This window comes from Pseudoroseicyclus sp. H15 (assembly GCF_054353345.1).
The window spans coordinates 302765-325072 of the sequence record NZ_JBTHJE010000005.1; the positions used below are offsets into that span (position 1 = coordinate 302765).

The following is a 22308-nucleotide window of genomic DNA, read 5'->3' on the forward strand; positions in this document are numbered from 1 at the left end:
AACGATGGCCGATACGGTCCAGTTCGATCTCGTCAGCCCGGAGCGGCGGCTGGCCTCGCTTGAGGCCACCTCCGTCGACATCCCGGGCGCCGATGGCGACATGACGGCCATGGCCGACCATGCGCCGACGATCACCACGCTGCGGCCGGGCCTTCTGAAGGTTCACCACAGCGGCGGGGTCGATGAATATCTCGTCTCCGGCGGTTTTGCCGAGATCACGGCGAAGAGCGTTTCGGTGCTCGCCGAGATGGCGGCGCCGCGCGCCGAGGTGGACAGCGAGCTGATGGGTCGCCTGCGCGAGAGTGCGAATGTCACGCTCGAGCAGGCCAAGGGCCAGGGCGACAGCACCGACGAGGCGAACAAGACGCTCGCCGATCTCGATGCCGTCGGCCGGGAGCTTGGCGTCAGCGCCTGAGCCAGCCTGTCTGATGTGATTGCAGAGGGCCCCCTTGGCGGGGCCCTCTTGCATTGCGGCGCCCCCTCCGCCGATATTCGAGTGCGGAGAAGGGGATAGCGCCATGAAGATATTGGGCACCGGCCTTGTGGCGGTGGATCAGGGCGATTGCAGCCTGTTCTCCGATTTCAGCGACAACGGGCCGATGTGGGCCGGGCAGGGGCCGCGCGAGGTGCGCCGCGACGTCGCCTTCAGCCGGCCGTTTCTGACACCGCCCTCCGTCACCTGCTCCATCGCGCTCTGGGATTTCGATTCCGGGGCCAATCTGAGGGCCGAGATCCGGGCGGTGGATGTGGGGACGGACGGGTTCGTCATTGTCTTCAAGACATGGGGCGACACCAGGATCGCCCGCGTCCATGCCGCCTGGCAGGCCATCGGCCAGGTGCCTGACGGTGAGATGTGGGACGTGGAGGACTAGGGGCGGTCGACCTCGCGGGCGGCCCATCTCCGCTCCGCTCCGCCCCCGCCCGGCGCCCGGGCGCTGGTGCGGGGATAAGAGGTCGCCGGCGGGCTCAGGCTGCCGAGTACATGCCTTCGTAGATCGGCGTCAGCGTTTCATGGTCGAAGAGCGAGCTCACCGAGGTGCCGTTCCAGATGTTCAGGATGGCCTGCGCGAACATCGGCGCTGTCGGCACGATGCGGATGTTGGGGCAGGCGGCGACCGCTTCGGTCGGCGCGATGGAATCGGTGATTACCAGCGATTTCATCACCGACTTCTCGATCCGCTCCACAGCCGGGCCGCTCAGCACACCGTGCGAGATATAGGCGTGTACCTCGCTGGCGCCGCCCTCCATCAGCACTTCGGCGGCCTTGCAGAGCGTGCCGGCGGTGTCGCAGATGTCATCGACGATGATGCAGCTCTTGCCGCTCACATCGCCGATCACTGTCATCTCGGCCACTTCGCCGGCGCGCTCGCGGCGCTTGTCGACGATGGCCAGCGGGGCGCCGATGCGCTGTGCCAGCTCACGGGCCCGCGCCACGCCGCCCACGTCGGGCGAGACGACCATCACGTCCTGCAGGCGGCCGCGGAAATTATGCGCGATGTCGAGCGCGAAGATCGGCGCGGCGTAGAGGTTGTCGACGGGAATGTCGAAGAAGCCCTGGATCTGCGCGGCGTGCAGATCCATCGTCAGCACCCGCTCGATGCCGGCCTCGTGGATGAGGTTGGCCACCAGCTTGGCCGAGATCGGCGTGCGCGCCTTGGTGCGGCGATCCTGCCGCGCATAGCCGAAATAGGGGATCACGGCGGTGATGCGGCTGGCGGAGGAGCGGCGGAGCGCATCGGCGATGATGAGCAGCTCCATCAGGTTGTCGTTGGCCGGGTTCGAGGTCGGCTGGATGATGAACATGTCCTCGCCGCGGACATTTTCGTAGACCTCGACGAAGATCTCCTGGTCGTTGAAGCGCTCGACCCGCGCCTCCACCAAACCCACGCTCATGCCTCGGTGCATCGACATTCGGCGTGCGATGGATCGGGCCAAGGGCTGATTCGCGTTGCCCGCGATCAGCTTGGGTTCGTGCAGTGCTGGCATGGGGAGAGACCTCTCGGGGGGCGAACCTTGGCGGCAACGCAACAGATTCGTGTCGTTGACACCGCCTAACACAAGCCTACCGTCCCGCAAACCAGTGAGTGGGAGGAGGACCCCAATGGCCCATATCGACTATTACCTGTCTGTGCTGTCGCCATTCGTCTATCTCGCGGGCACCCGCCCGGCCGAGATCGCCGCGAAACACGGCGCCACGATCACCTACAAGCCGCTCGATATCTCCGGCCTGTTCGGGGCGGTCGGGGCCGTTCCCATGAAGGAGCGGCACGTTAACCGGCGTGAGCTGCGCGGGCAGGAGCTGCGCCGCGAATCCAAGCGCGCCGGTGTGCCCCTGAACCCGGCTCCCGCACATTGGCCCACGAATGCGGCCCCCGCCTCCTACGCGCTGATCGCGGGGCAGGAGGATGGCAGCGGCGATGTGGCCAAGGCGCTTGCGGCGATCAGCCGCGCCAGCTGGGCCGAAGAGAAGGACATAGCAGAGGACGAGGTGATCCGCGCGGCGCTGCAGGAGGGCGGCTTCGACCCCAGCCTCGCCGACAAGGGCCTGCTGGCCGGGGCGGAGACCTACGCAAAGAACGGCGAAGAGGCGGTCTCTGCCGGTGCCGTGGGCGTGCCGTTCTTCGTTGTCGACGGCACCGAGCGGTTCTGGGGGCAGGACCGTCTGGAGCAGCTCGACGACTACCTCGCCGGCAAGCTCTGAAGTAGCGGCGGCGGGGCGCGGGCCCTGCCGCTTGCTCAGATGCCGGCGAACCATTCGTAGTTGGCAGCATCTTCCCAATAGCCGCCGTTGCCGCCGCCGACCTCGGCGAGGCTGGCGACCGCGTCGATCCCCACCAGATACTTGGCGTTCTTGTAGCCGAGCTGCCGCTCGACCCGCAGCCGCACCGGCGCGCCATGGCCGACGGGCAGGTCGGCGCCGTTCATGCCGTAGGCGAGGATGGTCTGGGGATGGAAGGCGTCGTTCAGGTCGATGCTCTCGTAATAGGGCGCGAGGCCGAAGCTGTCGGCGCAGCGGAAGACGATGTAGCGCGCCTCGTCCTGCAGGCCGACGCGGGAGAGCACTTCGGAGAGCTGCGGGCCCGTCCACTGGCCGATGGCGCTCCACCCTTCGACGCAATCGTGGCGGGTGATCTGGGTGCGGGCGGGCAGGGCGCGCAGCTCGTCCAGCGAGAACTCGTAGGGCTCATCGACCAGCCCGCCCACCTTCAGGCGCCAGTCTGCAAAGCCGGTCTCCATCCAGCGACGGTATTCGGCGCCCTGCGGCATGGTGGTGCCGTTGGTGCGGAAGTCGGGCGACATCTCGGCCTCGCTATACTCGCGCACGAGGCTGTCGCCATTGAACAGCCTCCGCGCCCCATAGGAGAGCTTTTCGCCCAGCCCCAGGAACTCGCGAAAGCTCGGCGCGGCGTTCAGCCGGTCGCAGCCCAGCAGCAGGGCCGGGGCCGCGACGGTGAGCAGGCGGCGGCGGGTGAGGAGGCGGGTCATGGCTTTTCCTTCGGCAGTCGGTAGCGGCCGGTGATCATCGAGCGGATCTCGTTGATCGGTCCGGCGAGCAGCACCATCAGCAGATGCACGATGATGAAGGCGACCAGCATCCATGCGACGATGAAATGCACCGAGCGCGCCGATTGCCGGCCGCCAAAGAGGTCGAGCAGCCAGGGCCAGGCGGCATTCATCGAGGGCGACATCGTCAGCCCGCTGAGCACCATGGTGGGGATTAGGATAACGATCACCAGCACGTAGCTGATCTTCTGCAGCACGTTGTAGTGCCGTGCCTCTTCGCCGCGCGGCAGGCGGAGCATGGCGTGGTGCTTGATGGCGCCCCAGACATGGGAGGGCCGAAGCTCCGCAAGGCGAGGGACGATGTCACGCCACAGGTGCCGGTTGATGAGCGACCAGACGAGATAGAGCACGATCGAGGTGCCGAAGATCCAGGCGAAGGTCAGATGCCAGAGCCGGGCATCGGCGAGCGAATAGCGCGAGGGGATCGTGGCCCAGTATGGGAAGGCGCGGGCGCGGAGTTCGCCCTCGGCGTCGGACCAGAGGCCGAGGACGCCGGTGGTCTGGAGCTGGAGGTTGCCGATGCGCAGGTAGCCCTCGCCATCGGTCGTGCCGATCTGCAGCCAGGATGGGTCGGGATTGGCGCCGTACTGGCCCCAGTAGAGGGCGGGATGGGCGTTGAAGATCATCAGCCCGCTCATCAGCATGACGATCAGAACGACGGCATTCACCCAGTGCCAGAGCCGGGTGGAGATCCGGTGGCGGTAGACCATGTCGCCGCCCTGCGGCGGGCGCTCTGCCTCGTCTGCCTCGTCTACCATGACATCCTCACACTTGTACGGGGGGACGGTAGCACGGGGCCGGGATGTGACCCTAATGAAAGGAGGGTGAGGCGGGACGCCGCGGGGCGAAGGTCTTTCCACCCGACTGTGCCGCTCCTCACCCCGCCCGGAGCCAAGCCGAAGGCGCCGGGCGAGCGCCTGCCCGTCCCCGCGGGCTGGCGCTCTGGTGAAGGCAGCGCTTAGCCCGCCGCTGGGGAGGGGTGTGGCCAGCATAAATCGCCGCAGCGGGAAGGGCAGGACGCCACCCCACGGGCAGGCGCTCGCCCGGCGCGCAGCCGTCGTGCAGGGTGGAGGGCGAGATGGCGGCGGCGCCCCCAACTCACCGCCCCCGATGGACGCCGCCGCGCCTGCCTGCCAAAAGGGCGCATGGCCAAGGATGCCCCCTTCATCTGCTCCGCCTGCGGCGCCGCCCATGCCAAATGGTCGGGCCAGTGCGATGCCTGCGGGGCCTGGAACACGCTTGTCGAGCAGGGCGCCCTGTCCGACGGGCCGGGGGCGAAGAAGCTCGCCTCTCGCGGCAACCGCATCGAGCTGACCGATCTGGCCGCCACCGCCGTCGATGAGCCGCGCCGCGCCGCCGGCGTGGCAGAGCTCGACCGGGTGCTCGGCGGCGGGCTGGTGCCGGCCTCGGCCATCCTGCTCGGCGGCGATCCAGGGATCGGCAAGTCGACGCTGCTGCTGCAGGCCGCGGCCCGCTTCGCGCGGGGAGGCCTGGATGTGCTCTATGTCTCCGGCGAGGAATCGGCGGCGCAGATCCAGCTGCGCGCCCAGCGGCTGGGGCTGGCCGAGAGCCCGGTGAAGCTCGCCGCCGCCACCAACCTGCGCGACATCCTCACCACGCTCGATGCCAACCCGCCGGGCCTCGTCATCATCGATTCGATCCAGACGATCTGGCACGACGGGCTCGATGCCGCGCCCGGCTCTGTCAGCCAGTTGCGCGCCGTGGCGCAGGAGCTGGTGGGTTTCGCCAAGCGGCGGGGCAGCGCCATCGTGCTCGTCGGCCATGTCACCAAGGAGGGCGCGCTCGCCGGCCCTCGCGTGATCGAGCACCTCGTCGACACCGTGCTCTATTTCGAGGGCGAGCGCGGCCATGCCTTCCGCCTCCTCCGTGCGGTGAAGAACCGCTTTGGCCCTGCCGACGAGATCGGCGTCTTCGAGATGACCGGCAAGGGGCTGGCGGAGGTGAAGAACCCCTCGGCCCTCTTCCTCTCCGACCGGGGCGCCGAAGTGCCCGGCTCTGCCGTCTTCGCCGGGATCGAGGGCAGCCGCACGCTGCTTTGCGAGATCCAGGCCCTTGTCGCGCCGGCGCCTCCGGGCCAGTCGCGTCGCTCGGTGCTCGGCCTCGATTCCGGGCGGCTCAACATGCTGCTGGCGGTGCTGGAGGCGCGGGCGGGCATCTCTTTCGCCGGGCAGGACGTGTATCTGAACGTTGCCGGCGGCCTGCGGATCACCGAGCCCGCGGCCGATCTGGCCATCGCGGCGGCGCTGCTCTCGGCTCTTCAGGGCCGCGCGCTCCCCTCGCTTTGTGTCTTTTTTGGCGAGATCAGCCTCTCCGGCGCCCTGCGTCCGGTGCCGCAGACCGAAAATCGGTTGAAAGAAGCCAAAAAACTTGGTTTCACCTCGGCGGCGTTGCCAAGGCTGAGAGGCCGGGGCGCCGCGGGTCGCAGCGAGATGCGGCTCATGGAAAGTGACGAGATCGCCGGCTTTGTGACTGACACCTTCGGCACAGATCTGAGCGGCGACCATCCTGGCGATGGGCCAGAGCAGGAGAACTGATGGACGGTTTCACCTTGATCGACGGCGTGGTGGCGATCGTCATCATCCTGTCGGCCCTGCTGGCCTATTCCCGCGGCCTTGTGCGCGAGGCGCTTGCCATCGCAGCCTGGGTCGGCGCCGCCATTCTGGCCTTCATCTTCGCCGATGAGGTGCGCCCGCTGGTCGAGCAGATCCCCGTTGTCGGCGATTTCATCGGCGACAGCTGCGAGCTGTCGGTGATCGCGGCGTTCTTCACCGTCTTCGCGTTGGCGCTGATCGTGTTCTCGCTGTTCACGCCGCTCTTCTCCAGCCTTGTGCAGCGCTCGGCGCTCGGCGGGGTGGATCAGGGCCTGGGCTTTCTCTTTGGCGTGGCGCGCGGCATCCTGCTCTGCGCCGTGGCCTTCTTCGTCTACGAGACGGTGCTGTCGGCCCAGTCGGTGCCCATGGTGGATGACAGCCGCGCTGCCGCCGTGTTCGGCCGCCTGACCGGCACCATTGCCGAGCAGAACCCCGAGAGCGCGCTGGGCTGGTTCCAGGCGCAATACGCCAGCCTCGTCGGCGCCTGCACCGGCGAAGCGATCTAAGGATTGAGGCGGCGGGGGTTGCCCGCCGCTCGCCCGGCCTCAGGACTTCAGGACAGCAGCTCCAGGAACCTGTCGATCTGTTCGTCGGTCTTCGACCAGTCGCAGACCAGGCGGGCGGTCATCGGCGCATCCGGGCTTTCGGTGGCATCGTCCCACATGTGGTAGACGGCCCCTTTCGCCATCGCCGCCTCATGCACCTGGCGCGGGGCGCGGAAGAACACCATGTTCGCCTCGGTCGGCCAGGCCAGCTGGTAGCCCTGCGCCACCAGCCCCGTGCTCAGGCGCGCGGCGGCGGCATTGGCGCGGGCGGCCATGTCCATCCACAGACCATCGGTGAGATAGGCGTTGAACTGCGCGGCGAGGTAGCGGTGTTTCGAGAAGAGGTGCCCGGCGCGCTTGCGGCGCAGCTCGAATTCCCAGGCCAGCTCGGGGTCGAACAGCACCACCGCCTCGGCGCCGAGAAGGCCGTTCTTGGTGCCCCCGAAGCTGAGCGCGCTGACCTGCTCGACCATCTCGCCCGGCGAGCGGTTCGAGGCGGCCAGCGCGTTCGAGATGCGGGCGCCGTCCATGTGCAGCTTCAGGCCGAAGCGGCCGGCAACGGCGCCGATCGCCTCCAGCTCGGTCTGGCTGTAGGTGGTGCCCGTCTCGGTCGCCTGCGTCAGCGTGACCGGTCCGCGCTGGGGCCCGTGCACGCCGCGGGTCTCTTCCTTCAGGATAGCCGCCTCCAGCGAGGCCGCGCCGATCTTGCCGTCGGGCCCCGTCACCGGGATCAGCTTGGCGCCGCCGGTGAAGAACTCCGGCGCGTTGCATTCATCGACCTGCACATGCGCCGTCGGGGCGCAGAAGATGCCCGACCAGGGCTTGGCGAGGCAGGCCAGCGCCAGCGAATTGGCCGCCGTGCCCGTCGCCACCAGATAGACAGCGGCCTCCGGCGCCCCGAAGAGCTCGCGGATCTGGCCCGTCACCGCTTCGGTCAGCGCATCGGCGCCATAGCCCGAGGCATGACCCTCGTTGGCGCGCATCAGCGCGTCCATCACCTTGGGATGGGCCGGGCCGGCGTTGTCGGAGGAGAAGTTCAGGTCGGAGCTCGTGGTCATGTGCCGGGTTCCTCGATGATGTGGTCCTCCCAATCGTCCTCCGAAATCTCGCTTTCGGAGACGGCCTGCCCGGCGATGGAGATGCCGGCCTCGTGCACGGCCTCAAGGCTGCCGCTCTTGAGGTGATGCCAGTCGTAGAGGTCGCGCCCTTCATGGACGAGCCGGTAGGCGCAGGTGGCGGGAAGCCAATACATGTGCTTCTGGATGGTCTTCGGGGTGAGCTGGATGCATTCGGGCACGTAGTCGCGCCGGTTCTCGTAATGGCTGCAGCGGCAGGTGCCGGTGTCGAGCAGCCGGCAGGAGACGCGGGTGAGGGCGACCTCGCCCGTCTCGGCATCCTCCAGCTTGTTGAGGCAGCACTTGCCGCAGCCGTCGCAGAGCGCTTCCCACTCGGCCTGGGTCAGCCGGTCGAGCCGGTAGTGGCGCCAGAATTCCAGGCGCAGATCAGGCATCGGCCAGGATCGCCCGCGCCTCTTGGCAGTCTTTGTCCATCTGCAGGATCAGCGGGTCGACGCCGTCGAATTTCAGCTCGGGGCGAAGATATTCGACCAGTGCGACGGAGATCTCGGCGGCGTAGAGATCGCCGCGGAAATCGAGCAGGTAGGTCTCGCAATTGGGGGCGTTGACGCCAAAGGTCGGCCGCACGCCGATAGAGGCGGCGCCGTCGTATTCGCCCTCATGCGGGCCGGTCAGCACGCTGACCTTCACGGCGTAGACGCCGAAGCGCGGCGGGTGCAGCCCGGCGATGGAGAGGTTGGCAGTGGGATAGCCCAGCTCTCGGCCACGCTGGTCCCCCCGGATGACCGTGCCGTCGATGCGGTGCCAATGGCCCAGCATGGCGGCGGCATCGCGCGGGCGGCCCTCGCTGAGCGCCTTGCGGATGGCGGTGGAGGATACCTCCAGCCCGCCCAGTTCCAGAAGCGGCGCCACGGAGACTCCGAAGCCGTACTGCTCGCCGAACTCGGCCAGCATCTCGGCATTGCCGGCGCGCTCTGCACCGAAGCGGAAATCGGCGCCGATGACGGCATGGCTGATGCCGAGCTGCTCGCCCAGCACGTCGCGGGCGAAGGCCTTGGGCGTGAGGCTGGCGAGCTGGCGGGTGAAGGGCAGCTCGTAGAGGTAATTGATACCGATCTTGCGCAGCCGGTGCGCGCGCGCCTCGGGGCTCATCAGCCGGAAGGGCGGCGCGTCGGGCGCGAAGACCTGCCGGGGATGCGGCTCGAAGGTCATCACCCCGAGCGGCGCGCCGAGTTTCTCGGCTTCGTCGCGGGCAGCGTCGATCACGGCGCGATGGCCGAGATGCACGCCATCGAAATTGCCGATGGCCACGACAGCGCCGCGGGCGTCGTCTTCAAGGTACAGGCTGTCGCGGAAGATGCGCATGGCGAATGGCTAGCCCCGGCGCGGAGGAGGCGCAAGGTGGGGCATGCGGCCAGGCCTCCGCGTCATCCGGGCGGGGGCGCTCAGCGCAGAAAGCCCATGGCATAAGTCGGCGAGAGCATGTGCTCGCCGAGATAGGCATCGAGCGCCGCGGCATCGGGCTGACGGTCGGTCTTCGTCTCCTGCGCCGCGAGGCCACCGGTGATGAAGATGCAATCGAGATCCTCGCCGAGCGCGCCGGCCACGTCGGTGCCGATGCCGTCGCCGATGGCGATGATGCGCGCGTCGCTGGGCAGATCGCCCAGATGCGCCAGCCGCCGGCGGGCCAGATCGTAGATCGGCGGATGCGGCTTGCCGAAATAGAGCGCCTCGCCGCCCATTTCTTCATAGAGCTTCGCCACGGCGCCGGCGCAGTACTCGCGCTTGTCGCCCCGGTCGACCACGAGGTCGGGGTTGGCGCAGAGCAGCTTCAGCCCGCGCGTCTTGGCGAGCAGCAGCTGCGGGCGCAGCTCTTCGGGCGGCGCGTAGGGGTCGAACGGGCCGCAGCAGACGATGCCTTCGGCCTCTTGCAGCGGCACGGTGGTGATCGGCTCGGGGTCGTCTATCACTTCCATCGGCTTGAAGAAGGTCTCGTCCTTCTCCTCGCCCATGAAGAACACTTTGGAGCCGACCACGCCTTCGAACATCGCGGCGCGGGCGCTGTCGCCCGAGGTGGCGATGACGTCGTAGCAATCCTCGGGAATGCCGAGCTCGGCGATCTGCCGGGCGACATGGGCGCGGGGGCGGGGCGCGTTGGTGAGCAGCACCACCTTGCCGCCCTTGGCGCGGAAGGCCTGCATGGCGGCGACGGCCTCGGCATGAGCCGAGACGCCGTTGTGCATGCATCCCCAGAGGTCGACGAGGGCGGCTTCGTAATTCTCCGAAATCTCGGAGAAGCTGTCGATGATCTGCGTCATGGGGGCTCCAAAAGCTGCGCCTCTGCCTTAGCGGGAAAGGCGCGGCGGGGCCAGTGGGGCGCTTATTGCGAGGCGCCGCCCGCGCGCAGGCCGGCAAGAACCGTGCGCACGACCTCGAGCATCAGAGGCTCGCGGTCGTCCGCCACGTGATGGGCGACGAAACTGGGGTGCTGGAAGGCGCGCATGGCCTCCATCATCACTTGCGCAGGGTGGTCGCCGGGCCCGCCCGAGAGCCCCGCCTCGGCCAGCAGGGCGGCGATCTGGCCCGTCAGTACCTGAAGATGGGCGGTGATGACGGGGCGCGCCTTGTCGGAGGCAAAGTCGAAGGCGGCGAAGGGCTCGGGGTCATGCAAGGCCCGCTGGCGCGACATGCGGTGGCGGGTGAGCACCCAGTCGATCAGGCGCTCTTCGGCGCTGCCGGGGCCGGCGACGATGCGGGCCAGCGCCTCTTCCGTCTCCAGCAGCCAGCGGCGCACGACGGCGTCGAGCAGCCCCGCCTTGCAGGAGAAATGCGCATAGAGCGCGGCATGAGAGACATCGAGCGCCGCGGCGACATCGGTGAGGCGGACCTTGGAATAGCCGACCTCGCGCATGCGCTGCAGGGCAACATCTGTCGCTTTTTCGCGCAGTTCTTCGGCTGTCAGGCCCGTGCGGGGCATCGAAATCTCCTTCGCCTTGACGGCCAGGAAGCTACAACTTACGTTTTTTGTAACCAGTAATCCTCCCGGCCGCTCCGGTCCAGCCATCCAGCCATCCAGACTGCTCGCTCTCGCGAACATGCAGAGGGGCGGGGCAGGGCGGTGCTGCCGTTTTCGAAAGCCCTTCTGCATGCTCTCTCTTCTGCGCGACCGCCGCGCTGTCGCCCTGCTTCTGGCGGCGACGCTGACCATTCTGTCGAACCAGATCATCAGCCCCTCGCTGCCCGGCATCGGCGCCCGCTTCGCCGAGACGCCGAATGCCGATCTGATGGCCCGCCTGCTCGTCACCGCGCCGTCGCTGCTGGTGGCGATCTTCGCGCCCTTCGCCGGCATGATGGCCGACCGCTTCGGCCGCAAACGGCAACTCCTGATCGGCATCGCGCTCTTCGCCGTGGCCGGCTCCGGCGGGCTTTGGCTGCCGACGCTGCCGCTGATCCTCGCCAGCCGACTGGTGCTGGGCCTGGGCGTGGCGCTGATCATGACGGCGCAGACGGCGCTGATCGGCGATTACTTCCATGGCGAAAAGCGTGGCCAGTTCATGGGCGTGCAGATCGCGGCGACCAACTTCTCGGGCTTCGTCTTCCTGCTCATCGCGGGCGCGTTGGCGGGCATGTCGCCGTTTGCGCCCTTCGTCATCTACCTGATCGGGCTGGTCTATCTGCCCTTCCTCTGGATGGCGCTGACCGAGCCGCCGAAGGGCGAGGTGCAGGAGCGGGCGGACCCGGCGGATGCCGGCCAGCGCGGCTGGGTCATGCTGCTGGCAGTCGTGATCCTGCTGGCGGGGCTGAACTTCGTGGCCTTCTACATGCTGCCGACGCAGCTGCCCTACTACCTCACCACGCTCGGCCATGACGAGCCGGCGGCGGCGGCCAAGGTGGTGGCCATGGTCACGCTCTTCGGCGGGCTGTCGTCGCTGGCCTACGGTCGGGTGAGGGCAAGGTTGGGCCGGGCGCTGACGCCGACGCTGGGCTTTGCGCTCTTCGCCTGCGGCTTCGCGCTGTTCGGCTTCGCGCAAGGCTATGGGCTGGTGATGGCGGCGGGTGTACTGCTTGGCCTCGCGGCGGGGCTGGTGTGGCCCACCTTCCTGTCGATCGCGCTCGATGTGGTGCCGGCGCATCGGCGCGGCCTCGCCTCTGGCGCGGTGACGACGAGCGTGTTCCTCGGCCAGTTCCTCTCGCCGCTGGTCAGCCAGCCGCTGATCGACGCCTTCGGCTACTCCGGCACCTTCGAGGTGATGGCCGTGGTGCTGGCAGCGATGGCGGTGCTGGTGCTGGTGACCTTCCGCGAGCGTGGGCCTGCGCTGGCGGCGGCCTGAGGCGACCTTCCCGCTCCGTCCCGTCCCGGCGGGCTGGCGCTCTGATGAAGGCAGCGCTTAGCTCTCCGCTGGGAGGGGTTTGGCCGGCATACAGTAGGGTAGCGGTGCCGTTGTGACGCCACCCCACGGCGTGTGAGCTAGTCGCCGTGGGCAGGCGTCTCCTGAAGTTGGAGCGCCGGAATGGAAAAGGGGCGGGAATTAACCCCCGCCCCAAGTCTCTAGCGCCGAGGGGGCAGCAGCGCCGCCCCGATCCCTCAGACCTTCAGCGCGGGGATGATCTGCTTCTTGCGGCTCATGACTCCGGGCAGCACCACGCTGTCGCCCGCAACGCTCGCACCGAAGCTCTTCTCGGCCACGCCTTTGACCAGATCGTTCGGCACCAGCAGCGTTGCCTCTTCGCGCAGGATGTCGACGACGAAGAGCAACACCTGGTCGACGCCGTCTTCGCTGGCGACGGTGGGCATCGTCTCCATCAGCGAGGACTTGCGCGACAGCACGGTGTCCGGCGAGGTCGTCTCGAGCACGCTGACGCGGAAGGAGGTGCCGTCGACCTCGTATTCCTTACTGTCCATGCGCAGCAGCTCGGCATCGGAGAAGGCGGAGACGTCGGATTTCGCCGCGAACATCTCCGAGGCATAGTCCGAGATGTTCACGCCCAACTCAGCCGCGAGCTTCTCGGCCAGGGACTTGTCCTGCTCGGTCGTCGTCGGCGAGCGGAATTCCAGCGTGTCGGAGAGGATGCACGACAGCACCAGCCCCTTGATGCCCTCGGGCATGTCGCCGGCATTGGGGCCCATCAGGTTGTGCATGATGGTGGCCGTGCAGGCGAGCGGCTTGATGGTGATGTCGATGGGGGCCTTCGTCTCGATGCCGCCGGTCAGCTTGTGGTGGTCGATGATCTGCACGAGGCTGGCATCGTTGATGCCCTGGGGCAGCTCGGCCGGGTTGTTGGTGTCGACGATGACGATGTCATGGCCGTCCATGCCTTCCAGCAGCGGCGGCTCGTCGAAGCCCCAGCGCTGCAGCACGAAGGCGGCCTCGGTGTTGGGCTTGCCGAGCAGGCGCGCCTCGGCCGGCGTTTCGCGATGGGCCGACAGGTACCAGGCCCAGATGAGGGGCGAGCCGGTGGAATCCGTGTCGGGCGATTTGTGGCCGAATACGAGCGTGGTCATGGGCGATCCTGCGGATAGGGTTGGGAGGTCGCGCGCCTTATAGGGGCGGCTTTCCCTCGTGTCACGCCGGGATCGGGCGCGTTTTTCCTAGCGCGGCGAGATCGCCCAGCCGGCCGCTTCGAGCTGGCCCAGCAGCCCGCGCTCGCCCGGCAGATGCGCGGCGCCGACGGCGACGAAGGTCTCGTCGTTCTGGGCGGCGGCCTGCAGGATCACTGGCATCCAGGCATCGTTGCGCCCGTAGAGCAGCGCCTCTTCGGCCATGTCGTTGATCTGCATCGCCTCGTCCACATCAACGCCCGGCGACAGCTCGGCGGCGATGGCGGTGAGCGCCATGATCTCGCTGATGCGCTCGTCGAAATAGAGATCCATCACAGCGTTGAAGACCTGCTCCTGCAGCTCGGGCGATTGCAGCGAGAGGCGCAGCATGTCGAGCTCGTCCTGGGCGTCGGCGGCCTCGACGATGGTGAGCAGCGTGTCCCACGGCTCCAGCGCGCGAACCTCGGCGCCATTGGCGGTGGCCCTGTCCATCAGCCGGTGATCGAGCGTGGAATCGATCGCGTTGGCGGCCAGACAGGGCGGGGCAGAGAGGGTGAGCACCAGAAACCACGGCTGCACCTTGGCGGCGAAGGCGGGCGGGATGCCGCGGGCGCGGGCGGCCTGGGCCAGCACGCGCCAGGTTTCGGCATCGAGGCGGGCGCGCAGATCGGGGCCTTCGGTGATGAGCATGCGCTGCGGGTCGTCGGTGAGGGCGGCGGTCATCTGCGCCTCTTCGGCGCGGGTCATCTCGAAGAGGGCGACATCGGCGCTCTGCATGGCATCGGCGATGCGGGAGAAGACAGGGTCGGTCCGCGGGTCGGGCAGGTGCATCGTGCCGGCGAGCACGATGGTGCGCCCGTCCTTTTCGGCCTGCCAGAGAACCCCTTCACCGTGGACCTCTCCCGCCGCCATCTGCGTCAGCCGGGCACGGTCACCTGCATCCATCGTCTCCAGCAGGCTCGGCGCGGTGCAGGCGGCATGAAGCGGCGCGGCGGCGAGGCCGGTGAGAAGCGTCAGAGTGGTCAGGATGCGGCGCATGCGGGTCTCCCTTTGGGTCAACTCTGCTTAGCAGCTTGAGGCGATTGCGGAAGTCTGGCGCGGCGCCCGAGGCTTCACGCCTGCGGGAGGGGTGGCGGGGCCGGCACCGGGCAATTCCGGTGCCGGCCCCGCCGGGTTGGTCACTCAGATCTCCATCAGATCTGAGGAGCGAAGGCCGGCCCGCGCCAGAAGCGAAGCAGCCAGCCCTGCCGCCGGGGCTTTGCCGGCTCGGGCGCCGGCAGATCCACCAGAGGCAGAAGGGGGACGACAGGAGCACCGGGGATCTGCGGTTCGAATTGCAGCCGCTCCGGCGCCGACCGGCGCACATGGCGCCGCTCTTGGGTGGGGTAGACATCGGCCCGCGAGACACCTGCGGGCAGCGTAGGAATAGGAGGAAACATCTTGGTATCCTTGAATGTCCTCCGGCGTGATTTTCAGTTCAGCCGGTGTTTACAAATCTCAGGTTCGGGCCATTCGGCGGCCGCGCCATGCGGACGCTCTGACCAGAAGCAATCGGTGAGGTGGATGGCGCCCTTTGCGGCGCGCCGGATGGCGCTGATGAAGGTTGGGTTGAGCATTCCTGTCGTCCTTTCAGGTTTGCGGAGCCGAAATAGGCCCCTGGGGGGTGATGAGGCATGGCTGCCCCGGCTTTCGGCGCGCTCCGGCGCCGGAAGATGAGGAAACGGGGCCGCATGACCGGCGCAAAAGGGCGCAAGTCGACTGGCGGCAACAAACGGCCTGGGGCCGGTAGCGCCGATGCGGGCAAATGTTGGAAATGGGGGAGCGATCAGCTCCCGGTGGGGCTGGCGACGTCTTTACGACGCGATGAGGTAAGTCCTGATCATATGCGAGCCCTCCGTCGGGATGTGACGTTGCGCGGCAGATAGCCGGGGGAGGTGATTCGGCCAACCCTCTAAATGCGTCAAAAACACGATTTCGACAGCTATGGCCGCCAGGCCACAGAGGCGGCGCCAGACGGGGAGGGGGCGCGAGGCCGCCCCCTCCGTTCGTTCAGTCTTTGCTGGTGGCCGGGCGCGGCGGCTGCGGCTGATAGGCGCCGCCGCGGCCCTTGCCGCCCTGGGTGGGCAGACCCTGCGGTACGCGCGAGGGTCGCGCCGGTGTCTTGGCGGCGGACGCGGCGCCCTGGGGCTTGCCCGATTTGGGCGATTTGGCGCGGGGAGATTTGCTCTTTGGCATGGGGATGATCCTGCTGATCGAAGGGGGATGCGGCCAGACGGCCGGAGGCATGGCGATCCGGCGTTAGCGGATGCTGCGATGGCTCATCGTGCAACTCTCCCGGCGGTAGGCGCAGCCTTAGGGCTCGCCCGATCCGTTTGCAATCGGGCGCGCGATACCCCATCTGCAGCCTTGACTAAGCCCGGTCCTCTGACTATCTGCCCCATTGTTAGCACTCACCTACATCGAGTGCTAAAGGGGCGCTCACAGCGCGGGCCAAGATGGCCCGGGCGGGGGCCTCTTGGGACGAAACTTTGAGCCAGGGAGCTGCAAAGATGGCATTCAAGCCGCTGCACGACCGAGTGCTGGTTCGCCGCGTCGAATCAGAAGAAAAGACCAAGGGCGGGCTGATCATTCCCGACAGCGCCAAGGAAAAGCCGGCCGAGGGCGAGATCGTCGCGTGCGGCGAAGGCGCCCGCAAGGATTCCGGCGAGCTCATCGAGATGGGCGTGAAAGCCGGCGACCGCGTGCTGTTCGGCAAGTGGTCGGGCACCGAAGTTACGGTGGCCGGTGAGGATCTGCTCATCATGAAAGAGAGCGACATCCTCGGCATCATCACCGACTGAGCCGCGCGGCCGGCCCCAGCTCGCCAAGCGCGCGGCGCCGGCCCGGCCCGGCCAGTTTACAGCACAACACAGACTTTAAGGAGCAAGCCACATGGCTAAGGACGTACGTTTCGATACCGACGCCCGCAATCGCATGCTCAAGGGTGTCAACATCCTCGCCGACGCGGTGAAGGTGACCCTCGGCCCCAAGGGCCGGAACGTTGTCATCGACAAGAGCTTCGGCGCCCCGCGCATCACCAAAGACGGTGTGACGGTCGCCAAGGAGATCGAGCTCGAGGACAAGTTCGAGAACATGGGCGCCCAGATGGTGAAGGAAGTCGCTTCCCGCACCAATGACGAGGCCGGCGACGGGACCACCACCGCCACGGTTCTCGCTCAGGCGATCGTGAAAGAGGGCATGAAGTCGGTTGCCGCCGGCATGAACCCGATGGACCTCAAGCGCGGCATCGACATGGCCACCGCCAAGGTCGTCGAGGCCATCAAGGCCGCCGCCCGCCCGGTCAACGACAGCGACGAAGTCGCCCAGGTCGGCACCATCTCCGCCAACGGCGAGAAGGAAATCGGCCGCCAGATCGCTGACGCGATGCAGAAGGTCGGCAACGAGGGTGTCATCACCGTCGAAGAGAACAAGGGCCTCGAGACCGAGACCGAAGTCGTCGAAGGCATGCAGTTCGACCGCGGCTTCCTCTCCCCCTACTTCGTCACCAACACCGACAAGATGACTGTCGAGCTGGAAGACGCCATGATCCTGCTGCACGAGAAGAAGCTCTCGTCGCTGCAGCCGATGGTTCCCCTGCTCGAAGCCGTCATCCAGTCGGGCAAGCCGCTGCTGATCATCGCCGAAGACGTCGAGGGCGAAGCCCTGCCGACGCTCGTCGTGAACAAGCTGCGCGGTGGCCTGAAGATCGCCGCCGTCAAGGCGCCGGGCTTCGGTGACCGTCGCAAGGCCATGCTGCAGGACATCGCGATCCTCACCGGCGGCCAGGTCATCTCCGAAGATCTTGGCATGAAGCTCGAGAATGTCACGCTCGACATGCTCGGATCCGCCAAGCGCATCGCCATCACCAAGGACGAGACCACCATCGTCGACGGCCATGGCGAGAAGGCCGAGATCGAAGCCCGCGTGGCCCAGATCCGTCAGCAGATCGAGGACACCACCTCGGACTACGACCGCGAGAAGCTGCAAGAGCGCGTGGCCAAGCTGGCCGGCGGTGTTGCCGTCATCCGCGTCGGCGGCATGACCGAAGTCGAAGTGAAAGAACGCAAGGACCGCGTCGATGACGCGCTCAACGCCACCCGTGCCGCCGTTCAGGAAGGCATCGTGGTTGGCGGTGGCGTCGCCCTCGTGCAAGGAGCCAAGTCGCTTGACGGCCTCGCCGGCGAGAACGCCGACCAGGACGCCGGCATCAAGATCGTGCGCCGCGCCCTCGAAGCGCCGCTTCGCCAGATCGCCCAGAACGCGGGCGTCGACGGGTCGGTCGTGGCCGGCAAGGTGCGCGAGTCGAGCGATCTGAAGTTCGGCTTCAACGCCCAGACCGAAGAATATGGCGACATGTTCAAGTTCGGCGTCATCGATCCCGCGAAGGTCGTGCGCACCGCGCTTGAGGATGCGGCCTCCATCGCCGGTCTGCTCATCACCACCGAAGCCATGGTTGCCGACAAGCCGTCGAAAGACGGCGGCAACGGCGGCGCCCCCGACATGGGCGGCATGGGTGGCATGGGCGGCATGATGTAAGCTGCCCCGTCATTCGGGACTTAAGGGAAGGGCGCCTCTCGGGGCGCCCCTTTCTGTGTTTGGGGTGCAGCGTCGTGCGCAATTGGATGCGGACGCCCCTGCCGGCGCTAGTCTTTGCTCGTCAGCCGCAGAGTCGCGTTCGGGAAGGGAAAGCCAAAATCGTCGACGTCGCGCCGCGAGACCTCCCGGAATCCAAGCTCGTCGTAAAAGCGGACGGCCTGCTCGTTGGCCGTATAGACCTCAAGGGTCAGCTCGCCTTTCCGAGCCAGCGCATGTGCGATCAGCTTGCGCCCAAGGCCCAGACCCTGCCGGCCTGGCGCGACGAAGATCCCACCGACGAAGGTGCCCAGCAGGCTGATGAAGCCAACGGGCCCCTCGGCGAGACAGGCGACAGACGTCTCCGCCTTCGGAAGGTACTCATCTTCGATCAGCCGGCGCTGTTTGGTCAGCCGTTTCTCTCCGATGAAGGGGTGGGCCCGCAGGGAGGCTTCGAACCAGATGTTTGAGAGGGTCTTCAGATCCGCCGCAGCATCGAAGGGCCGGATCGTCACGTCTACGTTCTCCATGAGAACTCCACAGAAATTATGCAAAAAGGGCCGGCAGCGATGTGCCGGTGCGATGCCGCTATGCGCGGTCAATCGAGGCCTCTGTGCATCAATCTCCTTTGGTGGCGGAGCTGTTCTAGTCCGCTCGATTGCCTTGCTCAATCATTGAAACAGACCCTTGGGGTGGTGACGGGTCCCGCCGAACGTCAGGTCGAAGGCACCCAGTGGCGCGTACGACCAATCGCCCCGCGGAAGCATGGCGTGACATCCGGCTCACCGCCCCCTAGCCTCGCGCCATGACTCAGCCCATCACCGACGAAGCCGAGATGATCGCGGGCATGACACCCCGCCTGCTGCCCGGCACCTTCGTCTTCTGCACGATCACCGATCCGCATGCGCTGGGCACCGCGCTGCCGCATGCGCGCGGTCTCTTCGCCGAGGCGGAGGGGATGTCGCTGATCCTGCCCGTGCCACAGGCGGAAGAGCTGGGCCTGTCCACCACACCAGCCATGCGGCAGATCACCCTGGAGGTCTTCTCATCGCTGGAGGGTGTGGGCCTGACGGCCGCAGTGGCGGGCGCGCTGGCCGAGGCCGGTATTCCGGCCAATGTTGTCGCCGCCAGGCACCACGATCATGTCTTCGTGCCGGAGGCCGAGGCGGAGCGGGCGGTGGCTGCGCTGGAGGCCCTGCAGGCCCGAGCCCAGGCCTGACCGGCCGCCCCGGGGCGGCCGGCCGGCGGTGCATCAGAGCGTGTCGGCGAACCAGCTCACGGTCATATCGGAGAGCTCGTCAAACACGGTCATGTCGCCCGAGAAGATCTGGAACGTGTGATCGCCGCCTTCGATGATCTGCACCTCGGCCCGGTCAGAGCCGGCGGCAGCGACGATCTCATCGGCCGTCGCGGGGTCGACGACGGTGTCCTCCGCCCCGTTGATCGCCAGCACCGGCCCGTCGAAATTGCCGAGCTCAGAGGCCAGATCGAGCGCGCGGACCTCATCGAACCACTCGGCGGAAAGGTTGAGCGGCTCACGCCAGTCGAACTCCATCACGGCAGAGCCGTTGGCCTGCGCCTCGTCGTAGAGCTCGTCCATCGAATGGCTCATGTCCATCACCCCGGCCCAGGTGACGAGGCTTTCCACCTGAGGCCACCGGGCGGCGGCCATCATGGCGATCATGCCGCCCTGGCTCCAGCCCATCACGCCGAGCCGTTCGGGGGCGATCTGCTCCAGCCCTTGCATGTAGGCCATGACATCGGCGCCATCGGTGAGGCCGCTGTTCGGGGTGTATTCGATGTAATCCACCGGGCTGTCGCCATTGCCGGCGAAGTCGAACCGGGCGGAGGCGATGCCGGCCTCGGCAAGGCGCGGGGCGAGAATGTCATAGCCGCCGCCGGCTTCGTGGCGGTCAGAGCCGGTGCCGTGGAACATCACGACGAAGGGGAAGGGGCCGTCGCCCTCGGGCAGGGTGATGGTGGCGGGGATCGTGCGCTCGCTGCCCTCGATCATCACATCCTCCGAGGTGATCTCGGCAAAAGCAGGCTGCGCGAGGGCGGCCAGGGCGAGGGGCAGGGCGGTGAGGGCAAGCTTCATGGCGAAGGTCTCCATTTGTTAATGTCTTGCGGCGAATAGAGCGCGGCCAGACTGCCGCCGCAACGCTGCGCAGCGCGTGGCACGATGCCGCAGCGTCAGTGGCCGCGGCTGGCCGGGGGTCTTGCGGGATGGACGCAAGGTCGCGCTAGAGTGAGGCTAGTGCCATGAAAAACCAGCGCTAGATATTCTGCATGAACAGCTCCCGCCGCCTCTTCCGTTCGGCCCTTGTCGCCCTGCTCTTCACTGCCGGCCTTGCGCTGGCGGAAACGTCGCCGCGCCCGGTCGAGCGGCCCACCCTGGCGCCGATGGAGCCGGGGCAGGAATGCGTGATCCTGCTGCACGGGCTGGCCCGGGGCGAGCAGAGCTTCCTCGTCATGCAGGAGATGCTGGAGCGCGAGGGCTACAGCGTCGTCAACAACGGCTACCCCTCCACCGAGGCGCCGATCGAGGATCTGTCGGAGAAGATCATGCCGCGCGATATTGACGCCTGCGGCGATGCTGAGCGGATCGACATCGTCACCCATTCGATGGGCGGCATCATCACCCGGCTCTGGCTGGCGCGACACGATCTGCCCCGGCTAGGCCGCGTCGTGATGCTCGCGCCGCCGAACGGCGGCTCGGAGCTGGTGGATACGTTCGACGATCTGGCACTGTTCGACTGGATCTACGGGCCGGCGGGGCAGGAGCTGGGCACCGATGCCAATGCCCTGCCCAACCGCCTGCCGCCGCCCGATTACGCCGTGGGGGTGATCGCGGGCACGGGCTCGCTTAACCCCTTCTCCTCAGCGCTGATCGACGGGCCGGATGACGGCAAGGTTTCGGTCGATTCCGCCCGGCTGCCGGGGCAGACCGATTTCATCGTGATGCCCGTTAGCCATACCTTCCTGATGAACAACCCGATGGTCATCGCGCAGGTCGAGGCCTTCCTCTCCACAGGCGCCTTCGATCACGATCTGACAGCGGTCGACCTGCTCTTCGGTGACTGAGGGCGCCCGAGGCTCCCCAGCGGCGGCACCAGCTTCCCGGCGACCAGCCGTGTCAGGATCATCGGCAGCGGCGGCACGAAGGAGAGTGGCGCCAGCAGGTGATCGCGGAGCACCGGCAGCACCCGGCTGCCGCTCTGGTATTGCGGGGTGAAGGCGGCGCTCATCGTCTGATAGGCCAGCACGTGCGCTCGGCGGGCGCGGGCGTAGAGGCGCAGAGCCGCCTCGCCGGTCGCCCTCTCCAGCGCGCGCGTGAGGGCCAAAGCGTCGAGCAGCGCCATGTTTGCCCCCTGTCCGAGCTGCGGCGAGGTGCGATGCGCGGCGTCGCCGATATGCACGAGCCCCGGCCCGTAAGGCCGCAGGAGCTGGCCGTGGCTGTAGCGCGCGAAGACCATCTGCTCGGGCGCGCTCACCTGAGCGGCGAAGGGGGCAAAGTCGGGCCAGAGCGCCGTGGCCTCCGCCCTCCAGGCGGGCAGGCCGGCGGCAAGCCAGTCGGCATGGCCTGTCGCCGGCAGCGACCAGAAGATCGTGGCCTTCTGACCGGCCGCGCCGGGCGGGGTGCCGACGGGCAGCACGCCCACCATCCGGTCGGCGCGGCGGTAGCGCTGGCTGAGGGCGTCGCGGGGCAGGGGCGAGCCCTCAGGCCAATCGACCGTGGCCCAGAGCGCACCAAAGGGCAGGGGCCGGGCCTTGAGCGGCGACAGGGGGGAGCGGGCGCCGGCGGCATCGACGATCAGCTCGAACGGGCCCTCTCGCCGCTCGCCGGTGAGCGCCAGCCAGCCGGCCTCTGCGCCCGTCACCTCTGAACCTGTCACTTCTGCCCCAGGCACCAGCCTGGCGCCGGCCGCCAGCGCCGCGGCGAGGAGCGCATCGAAAAGGCTCGCCCGCTGGATCGCCAACCCCGGCACCCGCCCGTAGCCCACGTCCAGCACACGGCGGCCCGAGGCGGCCTCGCGGCCCTGCAGCCGCGTCAGCCGCCGCCCCTGCGCCAGCGCCGCCTCTGCCGCGCCGGTCAGTGCGAGCACCTCAAGGCCCACCGGTTGGATCACCAGACCCGAGCCCACCGGCGCGGGCGCTGTGAAGCGGTCGTAGAGGGTCACCTCGTGCCCGGCCTGCGCCAGAAGCGCTGCTGCCGCCAGCCCGCCGATACCGGCGCCCGCAATCGCGATCCTCATTCGCCGGTCCCTTTACCCCTTGGCGCGCCGGACCTATAAGCCGGCCCATGGCACATCTCGGCGCCCTTCGAATTAGCACCCCGGCGCTCTGAGCCAGAGCCGCCG

26 protein-coding genes are annotated in these 22308 nt (G+C 67.7%); 10 read left to right on the plus strand and 16 right to left on the minus strand.

Annotated elements, in window-relative coordinates:
- Positions 1–4: 4 nt before the first annotated feature.
- Positions 5–415 carry a F0F1 ATP synthase subunit epsilon gene (locus tag ACXN5S_RS12170; RefSeq protein ID WP_458605700.1) on the plus strand — a complete coding sequence of 137 codons (411 nt, stop codon included), beginning with the start codon at positions 5–7 and terminating at the stop codon, positions 413–415.
- A gap of 103 nt (positions 416–518) precedes the next feature.
- Entirely contained in the window at positions 519–872 is a 354-nt protein-coding gene (locus tag ACXN5S_RS12175; protein WP_458605701.1) for an H-type lectin domain-containing protein, read from the plus strand.
- Positions 873–966: 94 nt separating this feature from the next.
- Here the strand turns inward: ACXN5S_RS12175 and ACXN5S_RS12180 are convergent, their stop codons facing one another.
- A complete protein-coding gene (locus ACXN5S_RS12180) occupies positions 967–1986 on the minus strand; it encodes a ribose-phosphate pyrophosphokinase (protein ID WP_458605702.1) in 1020 nt (339 codons plus the stop codon).
- Positions 1987–2101: 115 nt separating this feature from the next.
- On the opposite strand from ACXN5S_RS12180, the gene ACXN5S_RS12185 reads away from it, so the two are divergent.
- Positions 2102–2701 carry a DsbA family protein gene (locus tag ACXN5S_RS12185; RefSeq protein WP_458605703.1) on the plus strand — a complete coding sequence of 200 codons (600 nt, stop codon included), beginning with the start codon at positions 2102–2104 and terminating at the stop codon, positions 2699–2701.
- A 35-nt stretch (positions 2702–2736) separates the two neighbouring features.
- Here the strand turns inward: ACXN5S_RS12185 and ACXN5S_RS12190 are convergent, their stop codons facing one another.
- Positions 2737–3486, minus strand: a complete 750-nt coding sequence (locus ACXN5S_RS12190) for a molybdopterin-dependent oxidoreductase (protein ID WP_458605704.1) — start codon at positions 3484–3486, stop codon at positions 2737–2739.
- Complete coding sequence (locus tag ACXN5S_RS12195; RefSeq protein WP_458605705.1) at positions 3483–4322, minus strand: cytochrome b/b6 domain-containing protein; 840 nt, start codon at positions 4320–4322, stop codon at positions 3483–3485. Before ACXN5S_RS12195 ends, ACXN5S_RS12190 begins: the two co-directional genes overlap by 4 nt.
- A gap of 387 nt (positions 4323–4709) precedes the next feature.
- Here ACXN5S_RS12195 and radA point away from each other — a divergent pair, with 387 nt between their 5' ends.
- Both radA and ACXN5S_RS12205 read left to right on the plus strand, forming a co-directional pair.
- Positions 4710–6119 (plus strand): DNA repair protein RadA, encoded by a 1410-nt coding sequence (gene radA / locus ACXN5S_RS12200; RefSeq protein WP_458605706.1) that lies wholly within the window; start codon positions 4710–4712, stop codon positions 6117–6119.
- Positions 6119–6682: a CvpA family protein gene (locus ACXN5S_RS12205; RefSeq protein WP_458605707.1), complete on the plus strand. Its 564-nt coding sequence runs from the start codon at positions 6119–6121 to the stop codon at positions 6680–6682. Before radA ends, ACXN5S_RS12205 begins: the two co-directional genes overlap by 1 nt.
- Before the next feature lie 47 nt (positions 6683–6729).
- On the opposite strand, the gene ACXN5S_RS12210 is transcribed toward ACXN5S_RS12205, so the two are convergent.
- From ACXN5S_RS12210 to ACXN5S_RS12230, 5 genes are all read right to left on the minus strand, one after another.
- A complete protein-coding gene (locus ACXN5S_RS12210; protein ID WP_458606048.1) occupies positions 6730–7761 on the minus strand; it encodes a threonine aldolase family protein in 1032 nt (343 codons plus the stop codon).
- 14 nt (positions 7762–7775) lie between these two features.
- The gene (locus ACXN5S_RS12215) at positions 7776–8231 is read right to left on the minus strand and encodes a YcgN family cysteine cluster protein (protein ID WP_458605708.1); all 456 of its coding nucleotides are present in this window, start codon (positions 8229–8231) and stop codon (positions 7776–7778) included.
- Positions 8224–9162 carry a bifunctional riboflavin kinase/FAD synthetase gene (locus ACXN5S_RS12220; RefSeq protein ID WP_458605709.1) on the minus strand — a complete coding sequence of 313 codons (939 nt, stop codon included), beginning with the start codon at positions 9160–9162 and terminating at the stop codon, positions 8224–8226. The genes ACXN5S_RS12215 and ACXN5S_RS12220 overlap by 8 nt, the downstream gene beginning before the upstream one ends.
- 80 nt (positions 9163–9242) lie before the next feature.
- Positions 9243–10115, minus strand: a complete 873-nt coding sequence (locus ACXN5S_RS12225) for a TIGR01459 family HAD-type hydrolase (protein WP_458605710.1) — start codon at positions 10113–10115, stop codon at positions 9243–9245.
- Positions 10116–10177: 62 nt separating this feature from the next.
- Positions 10178–10774, minus strand: coding sequence for a TetR/AcrR family transcriptional regulator (locus ACXN5S_RS12230; protein ID WP_458605711.1), 597 nt, complete (start codon positions 10772–10774; stop codon positions 10178–10180).
- A gap of 169 nt (positions 10775–10943) precedes the next feature.
- Between ACXN5S_RS12230 and ACXN5S_RS12235 the strand changes: the two genes are divergently transcribed.
- Positions 10944–12128: an MFS transporter gene (locus tag ACXN5S_RS12235; RefSeq protein ID WP_458605712.1), complete on the plus strand. Its 1185-nt coding sequence runs from the start codon at positions 10944–10946 to the stop codon at positions 12126–12128.
- Between the two features lie 254 nt (positions 12129–12382).
- Here the strand turns inward: ACXN5S_RS12235 and ACXN5S_RS12240 are convergent, their stop codons facing one another.
- From ACXN5S_RS12240 to ACXN5S_RS12260, 5 genes are all read right to left on the minus strand, one after another.
- A complete protein-coding gene (locus tag ACXN5S_RS12240) occupies positions 12383–13300 on the minus strand; it encodes a manganese-dependent inorganic pyrophosphatase (RefSeq protein ID WP_458605713.1) in 918 nt (305 codons plus the stop codon).
- Positions 13301–13387: 87 nt separating this feature from the next.
- Entirely contained in the window at positions 13388–14374 is a 987-nt protein-coding gene (locus tag ACXN5S_RS12245; RefSeq protein WP_458605714.1) for a TraB/GumN family protein, read from the minus strand.
- 155 nt (positions 14375–14529) lie between these two features.
- Positions 14530–14775, minus strand: coding sequence for a hypothetical protein (locus ACXN5S_RS12250; protein WP_458605715.1), 246 nt, complete (start codon positions 14773–14775; stop codon positions 14530–14532).
- A 33-nt stretch (positions 14776–14808) separates the two neighbouring features.
- Positions 14809–14952 (minus strand): hypothetical protein, encoded by a 144-nt coding sequence (locus ACXN5S_RS12255; protein ID WP_458605716.1) that lies wholly within the window; start codon positions 14950–14952, stop codon positions 14809–14811.
- Positions 14953–15385: 433 nt separating this feature from the next.
- Positions 15386–15571 (minus strand): hypothetical protein, encoded by a 186-nt coding sequence (locus tag ACXN5S_RS12260; RefSeq protein ID WP_458605717.1) that lies wholly within the window; start codon positions 15569–15571, stop codon positions 15386–15388.
- A 314-nt stretch (positions 15572–15885) separates the two neighbouring features.
- Here ACXN5S_RS12260 and ACXN5S_RS12265 point away from each other — a divergent pair, with 314 nt between their 5' ends.
- Both ACXN5S_RS12265 and groL read left to right on the plus strand, forming a co-directional pair.
- A complete protein-coding gene (locus ACXN5S_RS12265; protein ID WP_458605718.1) occupies positions 15886–16176 on the plus strand; it encodes a co-chaperone GroES in 291 nt (96 codons plus the stop codon).
- A 91-nt stretch (positions 16177–16267) separates the two neighbouring features.
- Positions 16268–17911: a chaperonin GroEL gene (gene groL / locus ACXN5S_RS12270; protein ID WP_458605719.1), complete on the plus strand. Its 1644-nt coding sequence runs from the start codon at positions 16268–16270 to the stop codon at positions 17909–17911.
- 107 nt (positions 17912–18018) lie between these two features.
- Here the strand turns inward: groL and ACXN5S_RS12275 are convergent, their stop codons facing one another.
- The gene (locus ACXN5S_RS12275) at positions 18019–18477 is read right to left on the minus strand and encodes a GNAT family N-acetyltransferase (protein ID WP_458605720.1); all 459 of its coding nucleotides are present in this window, start codon (positions 18475–18477) and stop codon (positions 18019–18021) included.
- 275 nt (positions 18478–18752) lie between these two features.
- Between ACXN5S_RS12275 and ACXN5S_RS12280 the strand changes: the two genes are divergently transcribed.
- Positions 18753–19166, plus strand: coding sequence for an ACT domain-containing protein (locus ACXN5S_RS12280; protein WP_458605721.1), 414 nt, complete (start codon positions 18753–18755; stop codon positions 19164–19166).
- Between the two features lie 33 nt (positions 19167–19199).
- On the opposite strand, the gene ACXN5S_RS12285 is transcribed toward ACXN5S_RS12280, so the two are convergent.
- On the minus strand, positions 19200–20045 hold the full coding sequence (locus tag ACXN5S_RS12285; protein WP_458605722.1) for an alpha/beta hydrolase family protein: 846 nt from the start codon (positions 20043–20045) through the stop codon (positions 19200–19202).
- Between the two features lie 191 nt (positions 20046–20236).
- Here ACXN5S_RS12285 and ACXN5S_RS12290 point away from each other — a divergent pair, with 191 nt between their 5' ends.
- Complete coding sequence (locus ACXN5S_RS12290; RefSeq protein ID WP_458605723.1) at positions 20237–21031, plus strand: alpha/beta hydrolase; 795 nt, start codon at positions 20237–20239, stop codon at positions 21029–21031.
- On the opposite strand, the gene ACXN5S_RS12295 is transcribed toward ACXN5S_RS12290, so the two are convergent.
- On the minus strand, positions 20992–22203 hold the full coding sequence (locus ACXN5S_RS12295) for an FAD-dependent oxidoreductase (protein WP_458605724.1): 1212 nt from the start codon (positions 22201–22203) through the stop codon (positions 20992–20994). The genes ACXN5S_RS12290 and ACXN5S_RS12295 overlap by 40 nt on opposite strands.
- Positions 22204–22308 lie beyond the last annotated feature (105 nt).